This window comes from Pigmentiphaga sp. NML080357, from assembly GCF_002188465.1.
GTDB lineage: Bacteria > Pseudomonadota > Gammaproteobacteria > Burkholderiales > Burkholderiaceae_B > Pigmentiphaga.
This window is the reverse complement of the sequence record NZ_NINW01000002.1, coordinates 1-20761: the sequence shown is the minus strand read 5'-3', so window position 1 is coordinate 20761 and position 20761 is coordinate 1. Positions and strand designations below refer to the sequence as shown.

At 66.2% G+C, this 20761-nt stretch carries 22 protein-coding genes; 16 read left to right on the top strand and 6 right to left on the bottom strand.

Features of this window, described 5'->3' with window-relative positions; all coding sequences use genetic code 11:
* The 4 genes from CDO44_RS00120 to CDO44_RS00105 form a co-directional block, all read left to right on the top strand.
* On the top strand, positions 1–1587 hold a 1587-nt coding region (locus CDO44_RS00120; protein ID WP_144389439.1), incomplete at its 5' end, for an acetate--CoA ligase family protein.
* 6 nt (positions 1588–1593) lie between these two features.
* Entirely contained in the window at positions 1594–2436 is an 843-nt protein-coding gene (locus tag CDO44_RS00115; protein WP_087778112.1) for an enoyl-CoA hydratase/isomerase family protein, read from the top strand.
* 59 nt (positions 2437–2495) lie between these two features.
* Positions 2496–3122 (top strand): glutathione S-transferase family protein, encoded by a 627-nt coding sequence (locus CDO44_RS00110; protein WP_087778111.1) that lies wholly within the window; start codon positions 2496–2498, stop codon positions 3120–3122.
* A 112-nt stretch (positions 3123–3234) separates the two neighbouring features.
* The gene (locus CDO44_RS00105) at positions 3235–4041 is read left to right on the top strand and encodes an AadA family aminoglycoside 3''-O-nucleotidyltransferase (RefSeq protein WP_087778110.1); all 807 of its coding nucleotides are present in this window, start codon (positions 3235–3237) and stop codon (positions 4039–4041) included.
* An 83-nt stretch (positions 4042–4124) separates the two neighbouring features.
* On the opposite strand, the gene CDO44_RS00100 is transcribed toward CDO44_RS00105, so the two are convergent.
* Positions 4125–4307: a DUF3008 family protein gene (locus CDO44_RS00100; protein ID WP_087778109.1), complete on the bottom strand. Its 183-nt coding sequence runs from the start codon at positions 4305–4307 to the stop codon at positions 4125–4127.
* Positions 4308–4446: 139 nt separating this feature from the next.
* Between CDO44_RS00100 and CDO44_RS00095 the strand changes: the two genes are divergently transcribed.
* From CDO44_RS00095 to CDO44_RS00080, 4 genes are all read left to right on the top strand, one after another.
* Positions 4447–4995: an RNA polymerase sigma factor gene (locus CDO44_RS00095; RefSeq protein ID WP_087778116.1), complete on the top strand. Its 549-nt coding sequence runs from the start codon at positions 4447–4449 to the stop codon at positions 4993–4995.
* Complete coding sequence (locus tag CDO44_RS00090) at positions 4992–5582, top strand: hypothetical protein (RefSeq protein ID WP_087778108.1); 591 nt, start codon at positions 4992–4994, stop codon at positions 5580–5582. Before CDO44_RS00095 ends, CDO44_RS00090 begins: the two co-directional genes overlap by 4 nt.
* A 35-nt stretch (positions 5583–5617) precedes the next feature.
* Positions 5618–6838, top strand: coding sequence for a sulfite oxidase (locus CDO44_RS00085; protein ID WP_087778107.1), 1221 nt, complete (start codon positions 5618–5620; stop codon positions 6836–6838).
* 64 nt (positions 6839–6902) lie between these two features.
* Complete coding sequence (locus CDO44_RS00080) at positions 6903–7229, top strand: cytochrome c (protein WP_087778115.1); 327 nt, start codon at positions 6903–6905, stop codon at positions 7227–7229.
* A 27-nt stretch (positions 7230–7256) separates the two neighbouring features.
* On the opposite strand, the gene CDO44_RS00075 is transcribed toward CDO44_RS00080, so the two are convergent.
* Complete coding sequence (locus CDO44_RS00075) at positions 7257–7841, bottom strand: TetR/AcrR family transcriptional regulator (RefSeq protein WP_087778106.1); 585 nt, start codon at positions 7839–7841, stop codon at positions 7257–7259.
* 158 nt (positions 7842–7999) lie between these two features.
* Here CDO44_RS00075 and CDO44_RS00070 point away from each other — a divergent pair, with 158 nt between their 5' ends.
* From CDO44_RS00070 to CDO44_RS00045, 6 genes are all read left to right on the top strand, one after another.
* Positions 8000–8719 carry an SDR family oxidoreductase gene (locus CDO44_RS00070; RefSeq protein WP_087778105.1) on the top strand — a complete coding sequence of 240 codons (720 nt, stop codon included), beginning with the start codon at positions 8000–8002 and terminating at the stop codon, positions 8717–8719.
* Between the two features lie 55 nt (positions 8720–8774).
* The gene (locus tag CDO44_RS00065; protein WP_087778104.1) at positions 8775–9908 is read left to right on the top strand and encodes a thiolase family protein; all 1134 of its coding nucleotides are present in this window, start codon (positions 8775–8777) and stop codon (positions 9906–9908) included.
* A gap of 88 nt (positions 9909–9996) precedes the next feature.
* Entirely contained in the window at positions 9997–10521 is a 525-nt protein-coding gene (locus CDO44_RS00060) for a sigma-70 family RNA polymerase sigma factor (protein WP_087778103.1), read from the top strand.
* On the top strand, positions 10518–11534 hold the full coding sequence (locus tag CDO44_RS00055; RefSeq protein ID WP_233145975.1) for a FecR domain-containing protein: 1017 nt from the start codon (positions 10518–10520) through the stop codon (positions 11532–11534). The genes CDO44_RS00060 and CDO44_RS00055 overlap by 4 nt, the downstream gene beginning before the upstream one ends.
* Positions 11535–11653: 119 nt before the next feature.
* Positions 11654–14167: a TonB-dependent receptor gene (locus CDO44_RS00050; RefSeq protein WP_087778102.1), complete on the top strand. Its 2514-nt coding sequence runs from the start codon at positions 11654–11656 to the stop codon at positions 14165–14167.
* Positions 14168–14174: 7 nt separating this feature from the next.
* Positions 14175–15407, top strand: coding sequence for a PepSY domain-containing protein (locus tag CDO44_RS00045; protein ID WP_158213170.1), 1233 nt, complete (start codon positions 14175–14177; stop codon positions 15405–15407).
* A gap of 70 nt (positions 15408–15477) precedes the next feature.
* On the opposite strand, the gene CDO44_RS00040 is transcribed toward CDO44_RS00045, so the two are convergent.
* Together CDO44_RS00040 and CDO44_RS00035 are read right to left on the bottom strand one after the other, a co-directional pair.
* Entirely contained in the window at positions 15478–16671 is a 1194-nt protein-coding gene (locus tag CDO44_RS00040) for an FAD-dependent monooxygenase (RefSeq protein ID WP_087778100.1), read from the bottom strand.
* 10 nt (positions 16672–16681) lie between these two features.
* Positions 16682–17866 carry a tripartite tricarboxylate transporter substrate binding protein gene (locus tag CDO44_RS00035; protein WP_087778099.1) on the bottom strand — a complete coding sequence of 395 codons (1185 nt, stop codon included), beginning with the start codon at positions 17864–17866 and terminating at the stop codon, positions 16682–16684.
* On the opposite strand from CDO44_RS00035, the gene CDO44_RS00030 reads away from it, so the two are divergent.
* Positions 17846–18751 carry a LysR family transcriptional regulator gene (locus CDO44_RS00030; RefSeq protein ID WP_087778098.1) on the top strand — a complete coding sequence of 302 codons (906 nt, stop codon included), beginning with the start codon at positions 17846–17848 and terminating at the stop codon, positions 18749–18751. The two genes, CDO44_RS00035 and CDO44_RS00030, sit on opposite strands and share 21 nt — an antisense overlap.
* Before the next feature lie 25 nt (positions 18752–18776).
* Here CDO44_RS00030 and CDO44_RS00025 read toward each other — a convergent pair whose 3' ends face one another.
* On the bottom strand, positions 18777–19016 hold the full coding sequence (locus tag CDO44_RS00025; protein ID WP_087778097.1) for a hypothetical protein: 240 nt from the start codon (positions 19014–19016) through the stop codon (positions 18777–18779).
* Positions 19017–19067: 51 nt separating this feature from the next.
* On the opposite strand from CDO44_RS00025, the gene CDO44_RS00020 reads away from it, so the two are divergent.
* Complete coding sequence (locus CDO44_RS00020; protein WP_087778096.1) at positions 19068–19379, top strand: amidohydrolase family protein; 312 nt, start codon at positions 19068–19070, stop codon at positions 19377–19379.
* Positions 19380–19431: 52 nt separating this feature from the next.
* Here the strand turns inward: CDO44_RS00020 and CDO44_RS27545 are convergent, their stop codons facing one another.
* On the bottom strand, positions 19432–20577 hold the full coding sequence (locus CDO44_RS27545) for a DUF4236 domain-containing protein (RefSeq protein ID WP_087778095.1): 1146 nt from the start codon (positions 20575–20577) through the stop codon (positions 19432–19434).
* Between the last annotated feature and the right edge of the window lie 184 nt (positions 20578–20761).

The following is a 20761-nucleotide window of genomic DNA, read 5'->3' as shown; positions in this document are numbered from 1 at the left end:
ATCTCCATGGGCAATGCCGCCGCCCTGGATGTAGACGACTACCTGGACTACTTCGTCGACGACGAGCATACCAGGGTGGCCTGCCTCTTCCTGGAGACGGTGCGGCGACCCGACCGCCTGGCCGCCGCGGCGGCCCGCATGCGCGCCGCCGGCAAGCCCGTGGTGGCCCTGAGAGTGGGACGGACGGCCATGGGCGCCGCCGCTTCCGCGGCCCATACGGGATCGCTCGCGAGCTCGCATGCCGCCGCCAGCGAGTTCTTCCGGCAGGCGGGAATCGTAGTCGTCGAGGATCTCGACGAACTGGTCGAAGCCTGCGCCGCCTTCAATATGCTGCGCAGGGCGCCGACCAGCCATGGCCTCGGCGTCATCAACATCAGCGGCGGCGAAGTCGCCCTCACCTGCGACCTGGCTCAGGAGTTGCGCATCGAGCTGCCTGCGCTCGATGGCGCCACGCGGGAAGCACTGCGCGCGACCCTGCCGGGCTTCGCCACCCCTGCCAATCCGCTGGACGCGACCAGCGCCGCACTGTCCGACACCGGCATCTACGAACAAGCCGTGCAAGCACTCCTGGCGGATCCCGGCATCGGCCTGGTCGCGGTCTCGCAGGACTGCCCCGCAGGCCTGAGCGAGGGCGCGGCCCATGGATACCGGCGGCTGGCGGAAGTCACCGCCCGGGTCGCGCGGACAGCGGCCAAGCCCCTCGTCTTCTACAGCAACGTCGCGGGACCGCTGCATCCGGTCACCATCGCTCCGCTGCAGGACGGCGACGTTCCCGTCCTGCAGGGCGCCCGTCCATCGCTCATAGCGATCCGCGCGTATCTCGACTGGCATCGGTGGCAGCTCCCGGGCGGCAAGGCCGCGACGGGCTGCCGCGTGCATCCGGCATGGCGCAGCCGCCTGGCCAGCGGCAAGGCCCTGACCGAGAACGAAGCCAAGCGTTTCCTCCAGGACCATGGCATACGCACGACGCGCGAGATCCCCGCCGCCACCGCCGAAGCGGCGATGCGCGCCGCCGGGGAGATCGGCTTTCCTGTCGTGCTCAAGGTGGACTCCGCGGACATCCCGCACAAGAGCGAGGTCGGCGGGGTCAGGCTTGCCCTGCGCAACGCGCAGGCCGTCGAAGGCGCCTTTGGAGAGATCCTGTCCAGCGTCCGCCGCCACCGTCCCGAAGCGGCCGTGCAGGGCGTCGTCGTCCAGGAGATGGTGACCGGCGGCGTCGAGATGATCATCGGCTCGGCCCAGCACCCGCCCTTCGGCCGCGGCATCGTAGTGGGCGCCGGCGGCGTGCTGGTCGAGCTGATGCAGGACAGCGCCTTCGCCCTGGCCCCCCTGGGCGCACCCGAAGCCCGGGCGCTGGTCGGCCGGACGCGCGCCTCGGCCCTGCTCGATGGCTATCGCGGCAGTCCCGCGGCCGATCGGGAGGCCCTGGAAGCCGTCGTCGTTCGCCTGGCCGAAATCGCCGAAGCCTATGCCGACGTCATCGAGGCCATCGACCTCAATCCCGTCGCCGTGCTCCCCAAGGGCCAGGGCGCATGCGTGCTCGACGCGCTGATCGTTCCCCGCACCCTCCACAACCTCCGGACCTGATCCGCCATGACCCTCCACGCTTCCGCATCCTCCGCCTACCGCTCCATCCGCCTCGACATCGACCGCTGGGTCGCGACCGTCACCCTGTCCATGCCGGACAAGATGAACGCCCTGAGCGACGAACTGCTGATCGAGGTCCAGCATGCGCTCGACCGCCTGGAGGCCGACCCCGGCATCCGGGCCGCCATCATCACCGGCTCGGGACGCGCCTTCAGTTCCGGCTTCGACCTGAGCCCGCGCGAACAGCCCTTCACCACCGTGCAGGACTGGCGCGAGCACGCGCGCCTGGGCAACGACACCTGCCTGAAGATCTGGCGCTCCAGGCTGCCCGTCATCGCGGCCGTCAACGGCTACTGCCTGGGCGGCGGCTGCGAGCTATCGATGGCGTGCGACATCACCCTGGCGGCCGACGACGCGCAATTCGGCGAACCCGAGATCCAGTTCCAGTCCGCCCCGCCCCTGGCCATCATGCCCTGGGTGCTGGGCATGAAAAAGACCAAGGAACTGATGCTCACGGGCGAACGGATCGGCGCGCAGGAAGCCTGCGCCATCGGACTCGCCAACCGGGTGGTGCCCGCCGCCTCGCTGCTGGAAGAAGCGCGCAAACTGGCCCTGAAGTTCGCGATGATCGCGCCCGACGTGATGCGCATGAACAAGCAGACCATCAATCGCAGCTACGAGGCGCGCGGCTTCCAGGCGGCCATCGACCACGGAGCCGAGATGTTCGCGCTCATCCACTTGCTGGACTCCGCGGAGAAGCGGGAATTCTTCGACATGGCGGCCAAGGAAGGGCTCAAGGCGGCGTTCAAGTGGCGGGATGAGCGGTTCTCCAGCCCGGACGGCCGGTAGAGTCCACGCCTCGGGTGGAGGATAATGGCCCGAACCTCCACCAACCGATACCGGCGCCCATGACCATCGAGCTCCACGCCTGGAACACGCCCAACGGCCGCAAGATCAGCGTGGCCCTGGAAGAAATGGAACTGCCCTACGAAGTGGTGCCCGTCGATATACGCAACGGGCAGCAATTCGAGGCATCCTTCCTGCGGATCAGCCCCAACAACAAGATCCCCGCCATCATCGACCACGACGGACCGGGCGGCGAGCCGATCAGCGTGTTCGAATCCGGGGCCATCCTGTTCTATCTCGCGCGCAAGACCGGCAAATTCCTGCCGGCCGACCTGCGTGCGCAGACTGCGGTCATGGAATGGCTGATGTGGCAGATGGGCGGCTTCGGCCCCATACCCGGGCAAGTCCATCACTTCAGGGCGGTGGAGGACGAGACCGACCGCCGCTACGGCCTGCAGCGGTTCAGCGCCGAGACGCACCGGCTCTATGGCGTGCTGGACGCCCGCCTGTCCTCGCACGAGTACGTGGCCGGCGCGATGTCCATCGCCGACTTCGCCATCCTGGGCTGGGCCTGGCGGCACGAACGCCATCAAGTCGATCTTGCGTGCTACCCCAACGTGGCACGCTGGTACGCGGCGTTGATGGAGCGGCCCGCCGTGCAGCGAGGTTTCGCCAGGAAGCTGGACTGACGGCCCGCCTCGACGCGGGACTCGTCCCGTTCCGCGACATGCAGTCGCTGCCAGCGGATCGGCGCAAGACCGATGCCGGCAGCGGCAGGACCACGGCCAGCCATCACTGCACATGACGAACACTTCAATCCCCACCGAAATCTCACGGCAGGTCTGCCTCGCCCGCGCCACGATCGAACGGCATCTGGACACCGCGCTGCTGGCCATCCACCTGTTCGGGTCCGCGCTCGACGGCGGCTTGAAGCCGCACAGCGACATCGACCTGCTGGTGACCGTGACCGGGCGGCTGGACGAGCCGCTGCGGCGGGCATTGATGCAGGACCTGCTGGCGGTATCCGCCCCGCCGGGAAGCGCCGCGCCCTGGCGGCCGCTGGAGGTCACGGTAGTCGTGCGGCGGGAACTCGTGCCCTGGCGCTATCCGCCACGGCGCGAACTGCAGTTCGGCGAATGGCTGCGCCAGGACCTGGCCGCCGGCGTTTTCGAGCCGCCGGGTCCCGACCACGATCTCGCCATCCTGCTGACCAAGGCGAGGCAGCACAGTCTCGCGCTCTCAGGTCCGCCGGCCGAAGCCTTGTTCGACCCGGTTCCGCAGCGGGACTTCTCCGCCGCGCTGCGGGATACCGTCGCCCAATGGAATACGGAAGCGGACTGGGAAGGGGATGAGCGAAACATCATCCTCGCGCTCGCGCGCGTCTGGTACAGCGCCGCCACCGGGCGGATCGCCCCCAAAGACGTGGCGGCCGCCTGGCTGCTCGAGCGGTTGCCGGCCGAGCACCGGCCGGTATTGTCGTCCGCACGGGCGGCGTATCTAGGCGCCGACGAAGACGCCGGGCCGGCGGGCGCCGACCGGATTGCGGCATTCATCCGCTTTGCCCGTTCCGGCATCGAGCGGCTCCTCGCCGCGCCCCCCGGGGCCTGATGCCGTCCTGACGCGTGTCCGCTTCAGGACCGCGACGGCCCGCCGTCCTTGGGAAGCGCTGCCGGATACGCTGGCCACGGGGGCTAATGCTTGTGTCCAGGCTTCCCCTTGCGCTTGGTCGCCGCCATATCCTGCAGCTCTTTCTCGCTCATGGATTTGTACATGGACTTGGAGGCCCCTTGCAGCTCGCCGGCCTTGCGTTCGCCGCGCTTGGCCGACAGCGCGGCGCCGGCCGCCATCTGCTGGGCTTTGGACTTCGCTGGCATGTCGTGCTCCTTGGAAAAGAGCGCGCCTCTCCGCAAGCGCCATGCCCGCACTCCCCCGATCGGCCGGGCCAATCTAGGGGAATACCCTTGATCGAATGCTGGATGGAATGAAACGCCGCTCCAGGCGCTCATGAACAATATGATCTCTTCCGCCGAGTCGCGCTACAACCAATGGGTGCGCGAACACTACCGCTTCCTGCTGCGCAGCGCCTGGGCCCTGACGGGTTCCAGGGCAATCGCCGAAGACGTGGTGCAGGACTGCTTTACCAGCGCCTGGCGCTTTCGCGACCAGCTGCGCGATCCGGCCATGGCGCGCGCCTGGCTGTTCCAGATCATGCGGCGCCACGCGTTCCGCAATATCGACCCGGCCCCCGGGCCTGCGCTGGCAGACGAACAGGTCGAGGAAGCCGCCGACCCCCGCCATGATGCGCTGGACCAGCAGCTGGACGTGGTCAAGGCCCTCGCCCGCATCGCCCCCATCCACCGTGAAGTCCTGGTGCTGTATTACTTCGATGACATGCCGACGGCCCTGATGGCGGAAGCGCTGGATATCGCGCCCGGCACGGTCCTGTCGCGCCTGGCGCGCGCCCGCGAAGCGCTGAAAGCCGCCCTCCAGGGCCCCACACGTCCCACGGCGCCCGAAACGGCTGCCGCCAGTGTGATACCGCTGCGAAAACAGACCCCATGAACAGCAACGACCGTCCCCAAGACACAGAGTTCGACTTGCGCGCGCGCGCCGAACTGGCCCTGGCGTTCGAGCCCGGCGATCCCCCTGCGCATCTGCTGCGCCATACCCCTTGGCACACGCGGCGCGGCCTGCGCGGCATGCTGGCCGTATTGCTGGTCGGCGGTTCCGTGGCGGCCGCGGTCTTCTCCATGCGTCCGCCCGAACTGGTGCGCTCGGCAATCGAGCATGAATACTACGAGCGCACGCTGCGCGGCAGCTTCATATCCGCCACCGACATGGCGCGCCACCTGGACCTGCCGGCGCAGCAGGCGCTGCCCGGCTACGTCCAGCTGATGCGCCCCTGCGACATCGGCCGCGAACGCGCCTACCACCTGACCACCTTCTTCGAAAAAGGCGGCATCGTCACCGTGCTGTCCTTCGAACAATTCCAGCAGATTCCGGACGGCGAAGGCTGGTGGGCCAACACCTACTGGAAGGTCGTGCGTTCGCACGAAGGACGCCCGCTGATACTCATCGCCCAGAAAAAACAGGCCCTGGCCGTGGCCTCCCGCGCGCTGGGGCAGCCCGAAGCCTCCCCAGCATCCTGACTTCCCGTTCTCATCCACAACAACAAGGAGAGACCATGCAAGACGCCACCCCCACCTCCCTGCCACGCCGCCGCCTGCTCGCGGGCGGCGCCACCGTTGCCGCCACCGCCGGGCTCGCGGGCCTGCAAGGCCAGGCGCTGGCGCAAGCCGCCGCCGCGCCCGCGTCCAAGCCCCTGCCCGGCTACGCCGGATGGAAGAACGCCGACGCCGTCATCGTGCACAGCAGCACCACGATCGAGACCAAGCGCAGCGCCTTCGGCACCAGCGTGGTCACGCCCACCAACCAGCTCTACGTGCGCAACAACCTGCCCACGCCCTCCGAATCCATCGTGGCCGACCGCGACGCCTGGCAACTGCAGGTCACGGGCGTCAAGCAGCCGCGGACGCTGAGCCTGCGCGAGCTCAAGACCCTGGGCCTGGAGACCGTGACCATGGTCCTGCAATGCTCGGGCAACGGCCGCGGCTTCTTCCCCAGCAAGCCCAGCGGCACCCCGTGGACGGTCGGCGCAGCCGGTTGCGTGACCTGGAGCGGCGTGCCCGTGCGCGACGTCGTCCAGGCCCTGGGCGGCCTGATCGACGGCGTGCCCTACATGACCGGCACCGGCGGCGAAGTGCTGCCCGCCGGCATCGACCCCAAGAGCGTGATCGTCGAGCGCTCCGTGCCCGTCGCCGCCATGCAGGACGCGCTCCTGGCGTGGGAACTGAACGGCGAGCCCATCCCGCTCGCGCACGGCGGCCCGCTGCGCCTGATCGTGCCCGGCTACACCGGCGTCAACAACATCAAGTACATCAAGCAGCTCGCCTTCACGCCCAAGGAAAGCGACGCCCGCATCATGTCGCACGGCTATCGCATCACGCCCCCCGGCGGCAAGGGCGATCCGAGCCAGCCCTCGGTCCAGGAAATGAGCGTCAAGTCCTGGATCAACGGCCCCGTGCCCGAGGATGGCGCCGTGGCGCCCGGCACCGTGCAGATCCACGGCGTGGCCTTCGGCGGCCTGCACGGCGTCAAGGGCGTGGAGGTCTCGCTCGACGGCGGCAAGACCTGGCGCCCCGCGCGGCTGGTGGGCCCGGACATGGGCAAGTACGCCTGGCGCCAGTTCGTGCTGCAGGCAACGCTGCCCAAGGGCAAACACGTGCTGGCCAGCCGCGCCATCGACGACCAGGGCAACGTGCAGCCGGAGACGCGCGGCGAGAACCAGAGCGGCTACAACAACACCAGCTGGGCCGACCACGCCGTCACCATCACCGTCGCCTGAACAGCGGCACGCTCGCGGCAGTCAGCCCGCGAGCGTGCTTTCCATCACGCAACTCCCCATCGAGATGAAGAAACTCCTCTACTTCTGTACGTTCGCCTTCTCGGCCCTGGCCGCCACCCCGGCCCACGCCGACGAAGCCGCGCAGTTGGCGCGCGGCAAGAAACTGTTCGCCACCGCCACCCCGGCCTGCGCCGTCTGCCACACGCTCAAGGACGCCGGCGCCGAAGGCACCATCGGCCCCGTGCTCGACGAGCTGCAGCCCGACGCGGCACGCGTCGCCCGTGCGTTGCGCGACGGCATAGGCAGCATGCCGTCGTTCAAGGCCACCATGAGCGATGCCGATATCGAAGCCCTGGCGCTGTATGTGAGCAAGGCCAGCCGGGGCAAGTAGCGTAGCAATCCTGCGCCGCCTGGGCGCTCAGCCCAGGCCCAGGCGGCCAAGTACGTTCTTCTTGGCGACCTTCAGGATCTTCTCCGAGAAACCGGGATCGGTGACGGAGCGGGCCATCCCCATGGCGCCGACCATCTCCGAGAACACGGAAATAGCCAGCTCCCGCGCATTGTCGCGAGGAAGCGCGCCAATCAGGCCGGCCAATCGGTCGATCATGCCATCCAGGCCCGCATCGAAATATTTGCGTGCGGTTTCGTCCATTCGCGCGACATCGCTGGACAGCGCGGCCACCGGGCAACCCTGCTCGCGATGGTCCCGGTGCTTCACACTCAGGTACTTCTCGACGTAGGCGACCAAACCTCGATCCGGCGGCAGCGCATGGGTGGTCTCTTCCAGGACGCCGAGCTGCGTCTCGAACATGGTCGCAATGGCTTGGCCGACCAGTTCGTCCTTGGACTTGAAGTGCGCATAGAAACCACCGTGGGTCAGCCCGGCCTTGGCCATCAGCGCCGCCACCGCGACCTTGTCCGGCCCATCCTGCCGAATGGCCGCGGCGGCCTGCTTCAGGACCAGTCTTCGCGTGCGTTGCTTGTGTTCGGGGTCGTAGCGCATGGCTCTGCTTTTCTCGGTGCTTCCGGGAATTTTACTGTCGGCCCCTCGAGCGGAGGCGGCTTGCGCCGGGGCTCATCGTCATTATATGATGATCATCATATAAACATGCCGAATGCCATCCACGGCGGGATGCGCGGCCCTTTCACAGGAATGACAACATGCAGATCAAGAACAGTGTGGCACTCGTCACCGGCGGGAACCGCGGGCTTGGCAAGGCGCTTGTACAGGCATTGCGGAACGCCGGCGCGGCCAAGGTCTATGCGGCGGCGCGCGAACCGTCCACGATCTCGACGAGCGAAGGCGTTGTCCCCGTACGGCTCGATGTCATCGATCCGTCGAATGTCCGCGCACTGGCGAACGAACTCCGCGACGTCAATATCCTCGTCAACAACGCTGGCATCATCATTCGCTCGCCCAGCATCCTGGACCCGGCCAGCCTGGAATCGCTGCGGCAGGAGGCCGAAACCAATGTCCTCGGCCCGCTCGCGCTGGCGCAGGCGTTCGCGCCCGTCCTCGCCGCCAACGGCGGCGGCGCGATCCTCAATGTCCTGTCCGCCCTCAGTTGGATCAGCCTGGCCGGCGTAGAAACCTACTCTGCGACCAAGTCGGCGGCATGGTCGTTGACCAATGGACTTCGCCACGCGCTCAGCGGCCAAGGCACGCAAGTCGTCGCGCTGCACGTTGGCTTCATGGATACGGACATGACCCGAGCCCTTCCCGTCCAGAAGGCGGATCCGGAGGAAGTGGCCCGCGCGGCTGTCGAGGGTATCGAAAGAGGCGAGTCCGAAGTCCTCGCGGACGCCACCAGTGCCCAGTTGAAGCAGGCGCTGGGCACTGGCGTCTACCTCAGCCCCGTCCCGGCAGCCGCCGGCGACTGACCGCTTTCTGTTTCCCGACGCCATCGCGTACCGACTCCCGCACCAAGGACCGCTCATGAAAGCCGTTATCTCCGCCTTTGCGCGTACGCCCTTCCACTTCGCGAAGAAAGGCGCCCTAGCGAATGTCCGCCCGGACACGTTGGCCGCCGAGGTCATCAAGGAAGTGCTCAAGCGAACGTCCATCGATCCCGGATCGCTCGATGATGTGATTGCGGGATGCGCCTATCCGGAAGGCCCACAGGGCAACAACATTGCCCGAATCGCGGCGCTTCTGGCGGGCTTGCCCTTCTCGGTACCCGGCATGACGATCAACCGGTTCTGCGGCTCATCGATGTCCGCGGTTCACATGGCGGCCGCGCAAATAGAGGCCGGCATCGGCGACGCATTTCTGTGCGTCGGCGTCGAGTCGATGACTATGGTGCCCCAGGGCGGGCTGACATTCTCGCCGAACCCGGACCTTTTCGAGCACACCGACACCTACATCCCGATGGGCGAGACGGCCGAGAACGTTGCGGCGCGATATCGGGTCTCCCGCGCGGACCAGGAGCGGTTCGCGCTCCAGTCGCACCAGAAGGCCGCCGCGGCCCAGGCTGCGGGTCACTTCGACGAGGAAATCGTTCCGGTCACGCTGCCCGACGGCCAGGTGGTCTCCAAGGACGGATGCATTCGGCCCGGGACATCGCTCGAGGCGCTTGCCGCTCTCCGGACCGCGTTCCGGCCCGACGGGGTCGTCACCGCGGGAACCTCGTCTCCGCTGACCGACGGCGCCTCGGCCGTTCTGGTGACGAGCGAAGCATACGCCCAGCGATCCGGCCTGGCACCGCTCGCCCGCATCCGTTCGATGACGACAGCCGGGGTCGACCCCGCCTGCATGGGGATGGGCCCGATTCCCGCGACCCGCAAGGCGCTCGAACGCGCGAATATTCGCATCGAGGACTTGGACATCATCGAAATCAACGAAGCGTTCTCGGCCCAGGCATTGGCGTGCATCCGGGAACTCCGGATGCACGATCACGCCATCAACGTCGATGGCGGCGGGCTCGCCATCGGCCATCCCCTGGGCGCCACGGGCGCCCGGATCACGGGCAAGGCAGCAAGCCTGCTCCAGCGCACCAAGGGACGCTATGCCTTGTCCACGCAATGCATAGGCGGCGGACAGGGCATCGCCACGATCCTCGAGGCCATTTAGCTTATGGCGTGCCTTGTTGCCACGACCTGATCAGCGCATATAATGAGAATCGTTCGCATCCCTATTTTCTGCCCCGAGCAGGTCGCACATGTCCTCCGGCGATACCGCCCTCAAATTCCACGCCCTGTACAGCGACCACCACGGCTGGCTGCAGGGCTGGCTGCGCCGGCGCGTGGGCCATGCGGGGGATGCGGCCGATTTGGCGCATGACACCTTCCTGCGCATTCTGCTGACAGGCAGGACACCGGAGGCCGAGCAGTCACGCGCGCACCTGACACAGGTCGCCAAAGGCCTGGTAATCGACCTCCATCGCCGTCGCCTGGTGGAGGCCGCCTACCTTGATGCTCTGGCGCATCTGCCTCCGGCGCAGGCACCTTCGGTCGAACAAAGGGCGTTGATCATCGAGGACCTGCTGCTGGTAGACCGCGTGCTCGGTGCCCTGCCCGCCAAAGTTCGCCAGGCGTTCCTGCTGTCGCAGCTCGATGGACTGACGTATTCCCAGATCGCCGAAACCCTGGGCATTTCATTCGCGACGGTACGCAAGTACATGTTGCGGACGGTTCAATCGCTGCACGCGGCCATGCGGACCTCCGAAGAGGTGAACCGGTTGTGAGTCCCGCGCATGCTTCGCCGGCTCCGGAATCTTCCGGCATTCCCGAGTCCGCGGTGCAGCGGGCGCTGGAATGGCAGGTGACATTCTGGTCGGGCGAAGTCACGGCGCGCGAACGCGCCGCATTCGATCGCTGGCTGGCGCAGGACGCTGACCATGCGCGGGCCTGGAGCGAGGTACAGCGCATGGGCCAGCGGGTCCGGTCGCTGACCGGACCGGTGGAAGGCGAGGCGCTGCGCGCGGCCGATGCAGCGCGCAGCGCCTCCACCCGCCGCACCCTGCTGCGGACCGTGGGGTTGCTCGCCACGGCAGGCGTGGCCGCTTACGCGGCGCGCAACACGCCACCGATCCAATCGATGCTGGCCGAGCATCGCACGGGCCGCGGCGAGCGCCGGGACCTGGTGCTGCCCGACGGCACACGCCTGGTACTCAACACCGACAGCGCGATCGACCTGCGGTTCACGACGCAGGCGCGCGACCTGCTCCTGCGCGCAGGCGAGGTCTTCATCGCGACGGCGCCGGACCCGCGAAGCGCCAGCGGACTTGCCTCCCGTCCGTTCACCTTGCATACCCGGCACGGCGCCGTGCAAGCAATCGGCACGCGGTTCACAGTGCGGCTGTCCGACGGAAGATCGATGGTGTCGGTGGACGAAGGTGCGGTGCAAGTCCAGCCGCGCCTGGCCGCTACCGAACCGTTTCGGCTTGAAGCGGGACAGCGTGCCTGGTTCTCCCCGACCGCGGTGGAGTCGCCAGCGGCGTCCACGCCCGGGGATTCAGCCTGGACACATGGACAGCTCGTCGCCGAGCGCATGCGGCTACGGGACTTCCTTGCCGAGCTGGGCCGCTATCGCAGGGGTCTGCTACGGTGCGACCCCGCCGTGCAGGACCTGGTCGTCTCCGGCGTGTACCCGCTCGACGATACGGATCTGGCCCTGTCGACCCTGGCCCATGCGCTGCCGGTACGCATCGACAGCGTGACGCGATACTGGGTGACGGTGCGCGCGCGGGCGGGCTAGAGCTCGCGCCGAGCCGATTTTTTTCACGTGCCGTAGCACTTTCTCCTTTTCGTCCGGGATACCAGGAAAGGCCCTCGCGCAGGTACGAGGCCGCCGCGAAACCCTCGGAAAGGAAGACCATGCACCCGCGCGACCGCAACCTCGCCAACACCAACACCCTGCTCGCTTTCCCCAGTGCTTTCCCGCGTACGCCGCTGGCACGCGCGGCGCTGATGCTCTGCCTGACGGCAGGTACCTTGGCGCTGCCCGCCGCGGCCCGTGCCCAGGCCGCGGCGCAAGGCGATGCGTTACTGCGGCACCAGATTCCCGCGGGCACGCTGGACCAGGCGCTCAATCGCTTCGCAGCCACGGCAGGCATCACGCTGTCGATCGACGGTGCGCTGACGGCCGGCAAGACGAGCGGGGGCCTGTCGGGCAGTTTCGGCGTGCGTGACGGCCTGGCGCACCTGCTGGCCGGCTCGGGGCTGGAAGCCGTGGCCACGGCTGGTGGTGGCTATGTCCTGCGCGCCGCGCCGGTCCAGCCATCGATCAGCGATACGGTCCTGCAGACCGTCACCGTGACGGCTCTCAGCGAATCCCAAGCCGGGCTTCCCCCGCCATACGCCGGCGGGCAGGTCGCGCGCGGGGGTCGGCTGGGGCTGCTGGGCAACCAGGACGTGATGGACGCGCCTTTCAATGTCGCCAACTACACCAGCGAGCTGATGCAGAACCAGCAGTCGGCCACACTGGCCGACGTGCTGGACAACGACCCGGCCGTACGCATGAGCTCGCGCGGGCGCAATACCAGCGTGGGCGGCGGCGACAATTTCTTCCTGCGCGGCTTCGGGCTGGGCAACCGCGATATTTCGCTCAACGGCCTGTATGGCGTCCTGCCCTATGGCACGCTGTCGCTGGAAACGATAGAGCGGGTGGAGGTGCTCAAGGGCCCGAGCGCGCTGTTGACAGGCATGGCCCCCAGCGGCGGTGTGGGCGGGGCCATCAACGTCGTGCCCAAGCGCGCGACAGACGCGCCCATCACGCGGCTGACGGCCAGCTACGCCTCCGATTCGCTCTGGGGAACCCATGTGGATCTGGGCCGGCGCTTCGGCCAGCAGAACCAGTTCGGCGTACGGGCCAATGGGGTCTATCGCAGCGGAGACACCGCGACGTCCGGACAATCGGTCACACTGGGGGCGGCATCGGTGGGCCTGGACTATCGGGGCGAGCGGCTTCGTGCCTCGCTGGATCTTGGATACCAATCCGACGACGCACGCGCCGCATCCGTAGGTTATCGCCTGGCGCCCACGCTCACGGCCGTGCCCACCGCGCCCAGGACCGGCGCGCGCTTTTCCCAGGACTGGGAACGCCGCAAATATGTGGACGACTATCAGGCCGCACAGCTGGAGTTCGATGTGTCGCCCACGCTGATGGTCTACGGCGCTGTCGGCGCGCGCGACCACCGACACAGCAACTACCGCACCGAGTCGCGCATCCTCAATCCGGCCGGCGATCTTTCCACCTCGCCCGTCAACTATCCGGAAACATCCAAATCCAAATCGTTCCTGGCGGGCGCCCGGTTGAAGTTCGAGGCGCTGAACGCACTGCATGAAATCAACGTGGCGGCATCCTCCCTGGACACCACGGCCGGATACGGGTTCGCGCAGTGGGCAGCTACCGCCTCCAACCTGTACGACCCTGCCACGATCCCGGACCCGCTGCAAGCCGGTACGCCATTCGCGGGCTTTCTCGACACCCGCAAGGCGTCCGAGACACAGCTGTCGTCGGTGGGCATTTCCGACAGCATTTCCTGGAACGACGATGCGGTGCGGCTCATCCTGGGCGTGCGCCGGCAGAAAATCGGCGTAGACAACTATGCGGCCACCGCGCCGGTGAATCCGCGCACGTCGAGCTACGAGCGCACGGTCAATTCGCCCGCTGTCGGCCTGGTGGTCAAACCCTGGGGCAACGTCTCGCTGTATGCCAACTACATCCAAGGCCTGAGTCCCGGCGCCACCGCACCGGCCGATGCCGAGAACAGCGGAGAGATCTTTCCGCCGGTAAAGACCAGACAGAAAGAAGTGGGCGCCAAGGTGGACTTCGGGCGCGTGATCGGCACGGTGTCGCTGTTCGAACTCAAGCAGCCCAATGCGATCACCGTGCCCGGCAGCACGCCGCTAGCCTATCGCTACGCGATGGATGGGGAGCAGCGCAACCGGGGAGTGGAATTCAGCGCCTTTGGCGAACTGGCACGTGGGGTGCGGCTGCTGGGGGGCTTGACCTACCTGCAGGCCAAGCAGCTGCGCACCCAGGGCGGCGCCAACGATGGAAAGGACGCCATCGTCGCGCCGCGCTGGATCGCCAACGTCGGCCTGGAGTGGGATACTCCTTTCCTGCCCGGCCTGACACTGACCACGCGCGTACTGGCGACCGGCAAGCAATACGTCAATGCCGCCAACACCCTGCGGCTGCCCGGCTGGACCCGCTGGGACGCCGGCGCGCGCTACCGGACGCGGGCGTTCGGCTACCCTGTCACGCTGCGCGCGAACGTGCTGAACCTGGCCAACAGCAGCTACTGGGAAGGCAGCGCGGGCTCCGGTGGCATCGTGCTGTCGGCGCCCCGCACGGTCTACCTCTCGGCCACGATCGACTTCTGAGCCCGGCGTGCGCTTACGGCCGGTAATTGCGCGGCTGCACCGCTGGATCGGACTGGTGACGGCGGGATTCCTGCTGGTCGCTGGCCTGACCGGTGCCCTGTTGGCTTGGTACGACGAGTTGGATGCCATGCTCGCGCCGCAGTTGCTGGCGGCGCACCCGCCTCCAGGCATCGCGCAGCCGCTGGACGCCCTGGCCTTGCGTGCACGGGTGACGCAGGCGTATCCGCACCGGCAGGTTAACCATGTACCGCTAAGCCAGGCTCCGGGCCGATCGGCGGTCTTCTTTGTCGAGCCCGGTCCTGGCGCCACCGGCAAACCAGTCTCGCCGATGGCTCAGGTGCTGGTTCAACCCTATACCGGCGAGGTGCTCGGCGATCGCGTGCTGGGGCAGGCCGGGCGTGGCGCCCAGTACGTCATGCCCTTTATCTATCGCCTGCACCATTCGCTGGCGCTGGGCTCGGCGGGCACGCTGGTGCTGGGCGCCGCGGCCCTGCTCTGGACAGTGGACTGCTTCATCGGCCTGTGGTTGACCTTGCCCGCCGCCTCCTCCCCGCAACGGCGGACCGGCCGCGCGGTCGGCAAGCCCTGGCTGCAGCGGTGGATGCCTGCATGGCAACTACGCTGGCATGCAGGCGGTCACAAGCTCGCGTTCGACTTGCATCGCGCGGGCGGACTCTGGACCTGGGCCATGCTCTTCGTTTTCGCGTGGAGCAGCGTGGCGTTCAACCTGGCGCCGGCCTACGATGCGATCATGGCACGCGGCGGCCTGTCGTTCCAGGCCACCACGCGGTCATTGCCGATGCTGGCGGTGCCTCAAGATCAGCCCGGCCTGAGCTGGCAACAGGCACGGGAGACAGGCCGACGATTGATGGAGCAGCAGGCGTCGTCAAAGGGATTTTCCGTGCACCGCGAAGACCTCCTGTACTACGACCCCCGGCGCGCGCTGTTCAGCTACTACGTGCACAGCAGCCTGGACGTGCAGGAGCGCGTGGGCCGTACCGTCGTTTCCTTCGATGCCAACACGGGCGAGCTGCGCCTGGCCTGGTTTCCCACCGGCGTCGCCAACGGCGATACGATCACCAGTTGGCTCGCCGGCCTGCACATGGCTGCGCGGTGGGGATGGCCGCTTCAAGCGCTCGTCGCGATAGTCGGGCTGATGACCGCCATGCTGAGCGTGACGGGCGTCCTGCTCTGGCGGCGCAAGTCGGAGGCACGCAAACGGCGCCCGACCGCAAGCTGAAGACCGTTCGGCTCCTCTTACCGGGGACACCAGGCCCGGCCGGGCTACTGGCTTGAACAAGCGCCGGCGCCTACGCAGAAACCCGGCTGAGACGAAGCGACTCGATGGCCTCCTTCTCGATATCGTAGTCGTAGAGCGACTTGCGCAACATCGCGGAGTTGGCGATCTCCCGGTCGCGCTGTCCGAGATCCGCGTACTTGGAGTCATAGCGCAAGCCATTCTTCCGGGCTTCCGCCTGCACCATCGCGGTACGCGGCCGCCGCAGCGCCTCATAGCGCTTCAGCGCGTCGTGAACCGAGTCGCCATCGGCGCATCCTTGCAGCAGGACCGCCAGGGCCGTTCCATCTTCGATGGCCTGGTTCGCGCCTTGCCCCAGGTGGGGAAGCATCGGATGAGCCGCATCGCCAAGCAATGCCAGGCGTCCGTTCACCCATTTCTCGAGCGGCCTGCGATCGAAGAGTCCCCACCAGAAACACGTTTCGACTTTGGCGAGCAATCCGGTCACGCGCGGATCCCAGCCGGCGAATGACGCGGCGAGCTCATCACGGTCGCCGACGGCGGACCAGGATTCCGCCGTCTCGCTCGTTGTCGGGACGAAACCGACGTAGTTGACCATTTCGCCTCGGCGGACCGGAAACACCATGAAGTGCTTGCCGTCCCCCATCCAGACCTGGTGTGCCTCCCGTCTCCATTCGGGAATCCGGTCAGAGGAGATCAAGCCCCGGTACGCCCGGAAGCCTGCGTATTCAGGGGCCGAGGGTTCCACGACGTATTTCTGCAAGACTGAATTGATGCCATCGGCCCCGATCACGACGTCCGCGCGCGCGACGTGGCCGTTGTCGAAGGTCAGGCTTGCCCCCGCTTCATCCTGGCTGAAGCCGATGCACCGATGGCCGGTATGTATGGTCCCCGGCGGAATCGCATCCGCCAATACCTGCAGCAGATCGGCCCGGTGCATGCCATACATCCCATTCCAGCCGCTCGAATCGGTGGTCAATATCTTGCCGACGACCGAACCGTCCATGCGGTAATACTCCGACCCCTGGCCGACCCTGGCGCCGACCCGGGCCAAGGCGTCGCCCAGGCCGACCCGCTCGAGCTGCCTCAGGCTGTTGGGATAGACGAAGAGGCCTGCGCCGACTTCCCTCAGCACGCTCGATTGTTCATAGACCGCGACTTGGATTCCTCGATAGGACAACGCCACTGCGGCGGCGAGCCCGCCGATGCCGCCACCCACAATGGCTACATGAATGCTTTTCGACATCACAGATCCTTCATTTTCCGTTCTTTGAAGATGAGCCGAGCAGCTCCTTGATGGATCGATACTCGGTGGCAATTTCCTCGGCCAGCGCCTGGCGGGATCCCCATTCCTGCGTCATGCCCGATGGAAGCAATTGCGCCGAGATGGCGGGGCTGCGTGCCGCCTGTTCCAGCGCGGGAAGCAAGGTGTCGATGACGTGCCCGGGAACGCCGGCGGGCATGAAAAAGCCGAACCATACGCCCAGGAGATCGGCGTCGTATCCGAGCTTGCGCAGCGTCGGGATGGCGGGGAAATCCGGGAACGGCGACGAGATCGCCAAAGCGCGCAACGATCCGCTGCGGATATGGGCGCTTACGGCGCCCAGCGCAAGGATCACCGCATCGATGTAGCCGCCGAGCAGATCGGTCACGGCGGGAGCCGCGCCTTTGTAGTTCACCGAATTCAACGGGGCGCCCACCGCCGCATTCATCAACTGAACGCTTATCTCGCCGACGGATCCGGGTCCGGCATTCCCGATATTGATGCCGCCGGAACGCTGTCGTGCGTGGTCCACCATTTCCTTGATGGTCTTGAAAGGCGCGTCTTTATGGACGACCAATACCGACGGGCTTCTGGTCGTCAGCGCCAAAGGCGTCAGGTCCTTCAACGGATCGTAGTTGGCCGCCTCGGGGTCGATCACGCGCCGGATGGTCAACGGGCTGTTCTGTGCGTAGAGCAAGGTATATCCATCCTTGGGCGCCCGGATGACGGCTTGGGTCCCCAGCGAACCGCCGGCGCCTGGGCGGTTCATGACCGTGACCGCAACGCCCAGCAACTTCGAGAGCTCCTGCCCGATCAGGCGTGCCGCCCGGTCCGCGGCATCCCCCGCCGCGAGCGGGGTCACCAGGTTGATCGGCATCCGCGGGTAATCATTCGCGCGCGAGATCAGTGGGACGGCCAACAGCGAGGACATGCCCAGGAATGTTCGTCTCTTTATCATTTGCCAGTGCCTTGAAGCGTTGATGAAGTCGGGGCGGGAAACCGATCCGGCCTTTCCGCGCCCTATGCGTCTTGCGGAAACTACGCCTGCGGATCCCAGCACTACTGTCTCCCCCTCAGCCATTCTATTGACGGAGTCTCGTTCCAAAAATAGCTTTTCCGGATAACATTGTTCCCTTGCTGGAACAATAAGACCGACATGAAACCCCAACTTATTCATCACGTCCGCGTTTTCCTCGAGGTCGCGAAAACGGGCAGCTTCACGGCGGCGGCGAACGCGCTGGAAATGCCGAAGTCGTCTACCTCCCGCAGCATTGCCGCGCTGGAGAAAGAGCTGGGCATCAAATTGATCAATCGCACCACCCGGACGCTGGTGCTGACGGAAGAGGGACAGCGCTACTTCGAACAATGCAGCCGGGGGATGAATGAAATCGCCATGGCAACGCAGCTGGCGCAGACGGCGCCGTCCCGGCCCAATGGCCCCTTGCGCATCGCGGCTCCCATCGATTTCACGGTCCGCCTCACCGCAGACAAGGTGCGGGAATTTCTCGATCGGTACCCCGACGTCACGCTGGACCTGCACTTCACTCCCAAGTGGATGGATCCGCTTGCGGAGCGGTATGACGTCACGGTGCGCATGGGAGAGCTTCCCGATTCATCGCTTGTCATCCGGCGCCTGGGCGACTTGCCCAGGCGGCTGTATGCCTCTCCCGACTACCTTGCCCGCTTCGGTCATCCGCGCATCCCGCAGGACCTGACGAAGCACCAGTGCGTGCTTCGCAGCGAACGGGGTTCCGACCAGATCGAGCGGCGTTGGACGTTGCGGGCCTCTCGACGCTCCGTGGAAGTCGAAGTACGGGGTCGCGCGGCAGCCAATAACGTGGGCTTCATCCGCAATCTGGCCGTGGCGGGAAATGGCATTGCCGTCATGGCCGACGTTTTCGCCATTCCCGAAGTCGAGGCTGGCCGGCTGGTTCCCGTGCTTTCCGATTGGAGCGCCACCAGCCTGCCTGTCTACGCAGTGACGACCTCCCAGTTGTTGCCTGCCAAGACCCGGGCGTTGCTCGACTTCCTGTCCGACCTGCTTGCTCCGCTGCGCAGATAAGGCAAGAATCCTGCGACGCCGTTGCTCAAGGCGTTCTTGCGCGTGCTTCTTGTGCCGCCTCTATCGCCTGCACCGCCCGCTCGAAAGCCTCGGCGTCACTCAAGTCCACGCCTAGCCGCAGCGCCAGGGTCAGTATTTCCAGCTTGTTCTGCGTGCGGTCCAGCAGTTCGCCCAAACTGTTGTACACCCGCTCCGTCGCGCTGAGCGCCGGCCGCGGCAAGGTCGGCTCGCGGTTCACCGTCTCCTTCAGAACGAGGCGGTTCACTGGCTCCCGCACGCGGCGAAGGTCCGGTCGTTTCCAGCGCGCCGCGACGTTGTGGTCTGGCCGGACCAGGTACAGGGTGCCGGGATCGGCCGCCAGGCCGAACTGTTTCCCGAAGGCATCACGGCGGAGTTCCGCCGCTTGTACTTCGAGTGCGCGCAGGCCTACTCGCCGGAACAGATGGCGCTACTCATGAGCCGGGTCCCCGTCAGCCAGATCCTGTTCGGCAGCGACTACGACCGGTTCCCGTTGCGGCATGCGGTGGAGCAGATGGATAGGCTCGAACTGTTACCGGAAGACCGCAGGGCGATCGAGAGTGGTAATGCCAGACGGCTGCTGCGGCTTGATTCGGACGAGTCCACCTGAACCCCGCCCCCCAAGGCACCGAAGCGCGGGAAAATTCAGCCTAACGGCACGGCTACGGCTGCCCGTCGACCTCATCAACGCCTTCGAGCGGCGGCATCCAGCCGACACGGCGGCGCGTCCAGATCTGCGCCTGCGGACCGCCCACCTGGTCGCGCTGCGCCAGGGTGCCGACCCGCAGCGAATAACGCTTCGGCGTGCCCGGATCGGTCGCGTAGAGTTGCGTGCCGCAATGCTCGCAAAAACCCGTGACCCGCTGCGCGCCGCTGTCTGCAGTCTTCACATAGTGGCGCGGCTTGCCTTGCAGCAACCGGACCTGAGCAGAGGGTAGCTCTTTAACTGAAAGCCTCAAACCACGGGTCGGTACAGCCGCGAGCTTAGAGGGCATGTCCTCGATTTCCGGCAAGTCTACGTCCAATAAAATATGGCGCCCTTCGTCGGCAATTTCCAAGGCGACCAAGGTTTCACGTGGCCAAGCGATCTCTTGAAGATTCGCCTCCAGCCAGCACTCCATCGCTACCGTATCGGTATAGATGCCTTCCTCGATCAAGCGCTGCTTAGCTGCCTGCTCCTGTTCGTCTTTAGCCTTTTCCCTTTGCCAGGACTCTACTCGGACCTGGTGCTCGGCAAGCGCCTGCTGGTAAAGCGCGTCCAGCTTCGCCAAGCGTTTGGACAGAAACTTTTCCCACCAACGTGGCCGAGGCGGCATCGGCGCCGTCGGCGTCGGCTCCGAATAGGATTCAGGGTGGAAGCGCGGAGGCGTATGGGGAGAAGGCGTGTGAAGATGAATGGTCGCCAACCCGTCCAATTCCCCGTTGATCTGGTCGCATTTGCGTTGAATAAGCCCGAGGATCGCAGCGCGATTTTGCTTCTTGGCAATCTCGACCAGGGCATCGTCCAGAGTGTTACCGTGCTCGTCCTGGAAGGATAGGACGCCGTCGTCGTCCACCGAGCAAGTCAACGGGATAGACCGGGTTGGTGCGGACAGTGCAGGTGGCGCGGCTTGTCGGGGACGGGGAAGAGGGCGAGAAAGGATTTGGCTGGAAGAAAGCCCCATGAAGCTCGTATTCAAACGGGTGCCTCGCTTGCCGATGCCAACCGTCGCGCCGCGAGGCCCGAGCGTCCAACTCACGCCGGATCCACTGACATTCATGCGGACGCCGGGTGCCAGTTTGATGGACCGCCGAAAGCGTAGCGCCATGCCTCTTCCTCAGTTTTTTGTATACCGCTTGCCGTTCTTTATATATCACGTTGGTTATGACCTGCTCGGATTTTTCACACCACTGGGATTTGGAATCTAGCTTCGGTTGGTAATCTTGATGCAGCGACCTGGGCGGCCTGCTGCGGTGTCAAATAGCCTAGACTGGAGTGCGGCCTGACGGTGT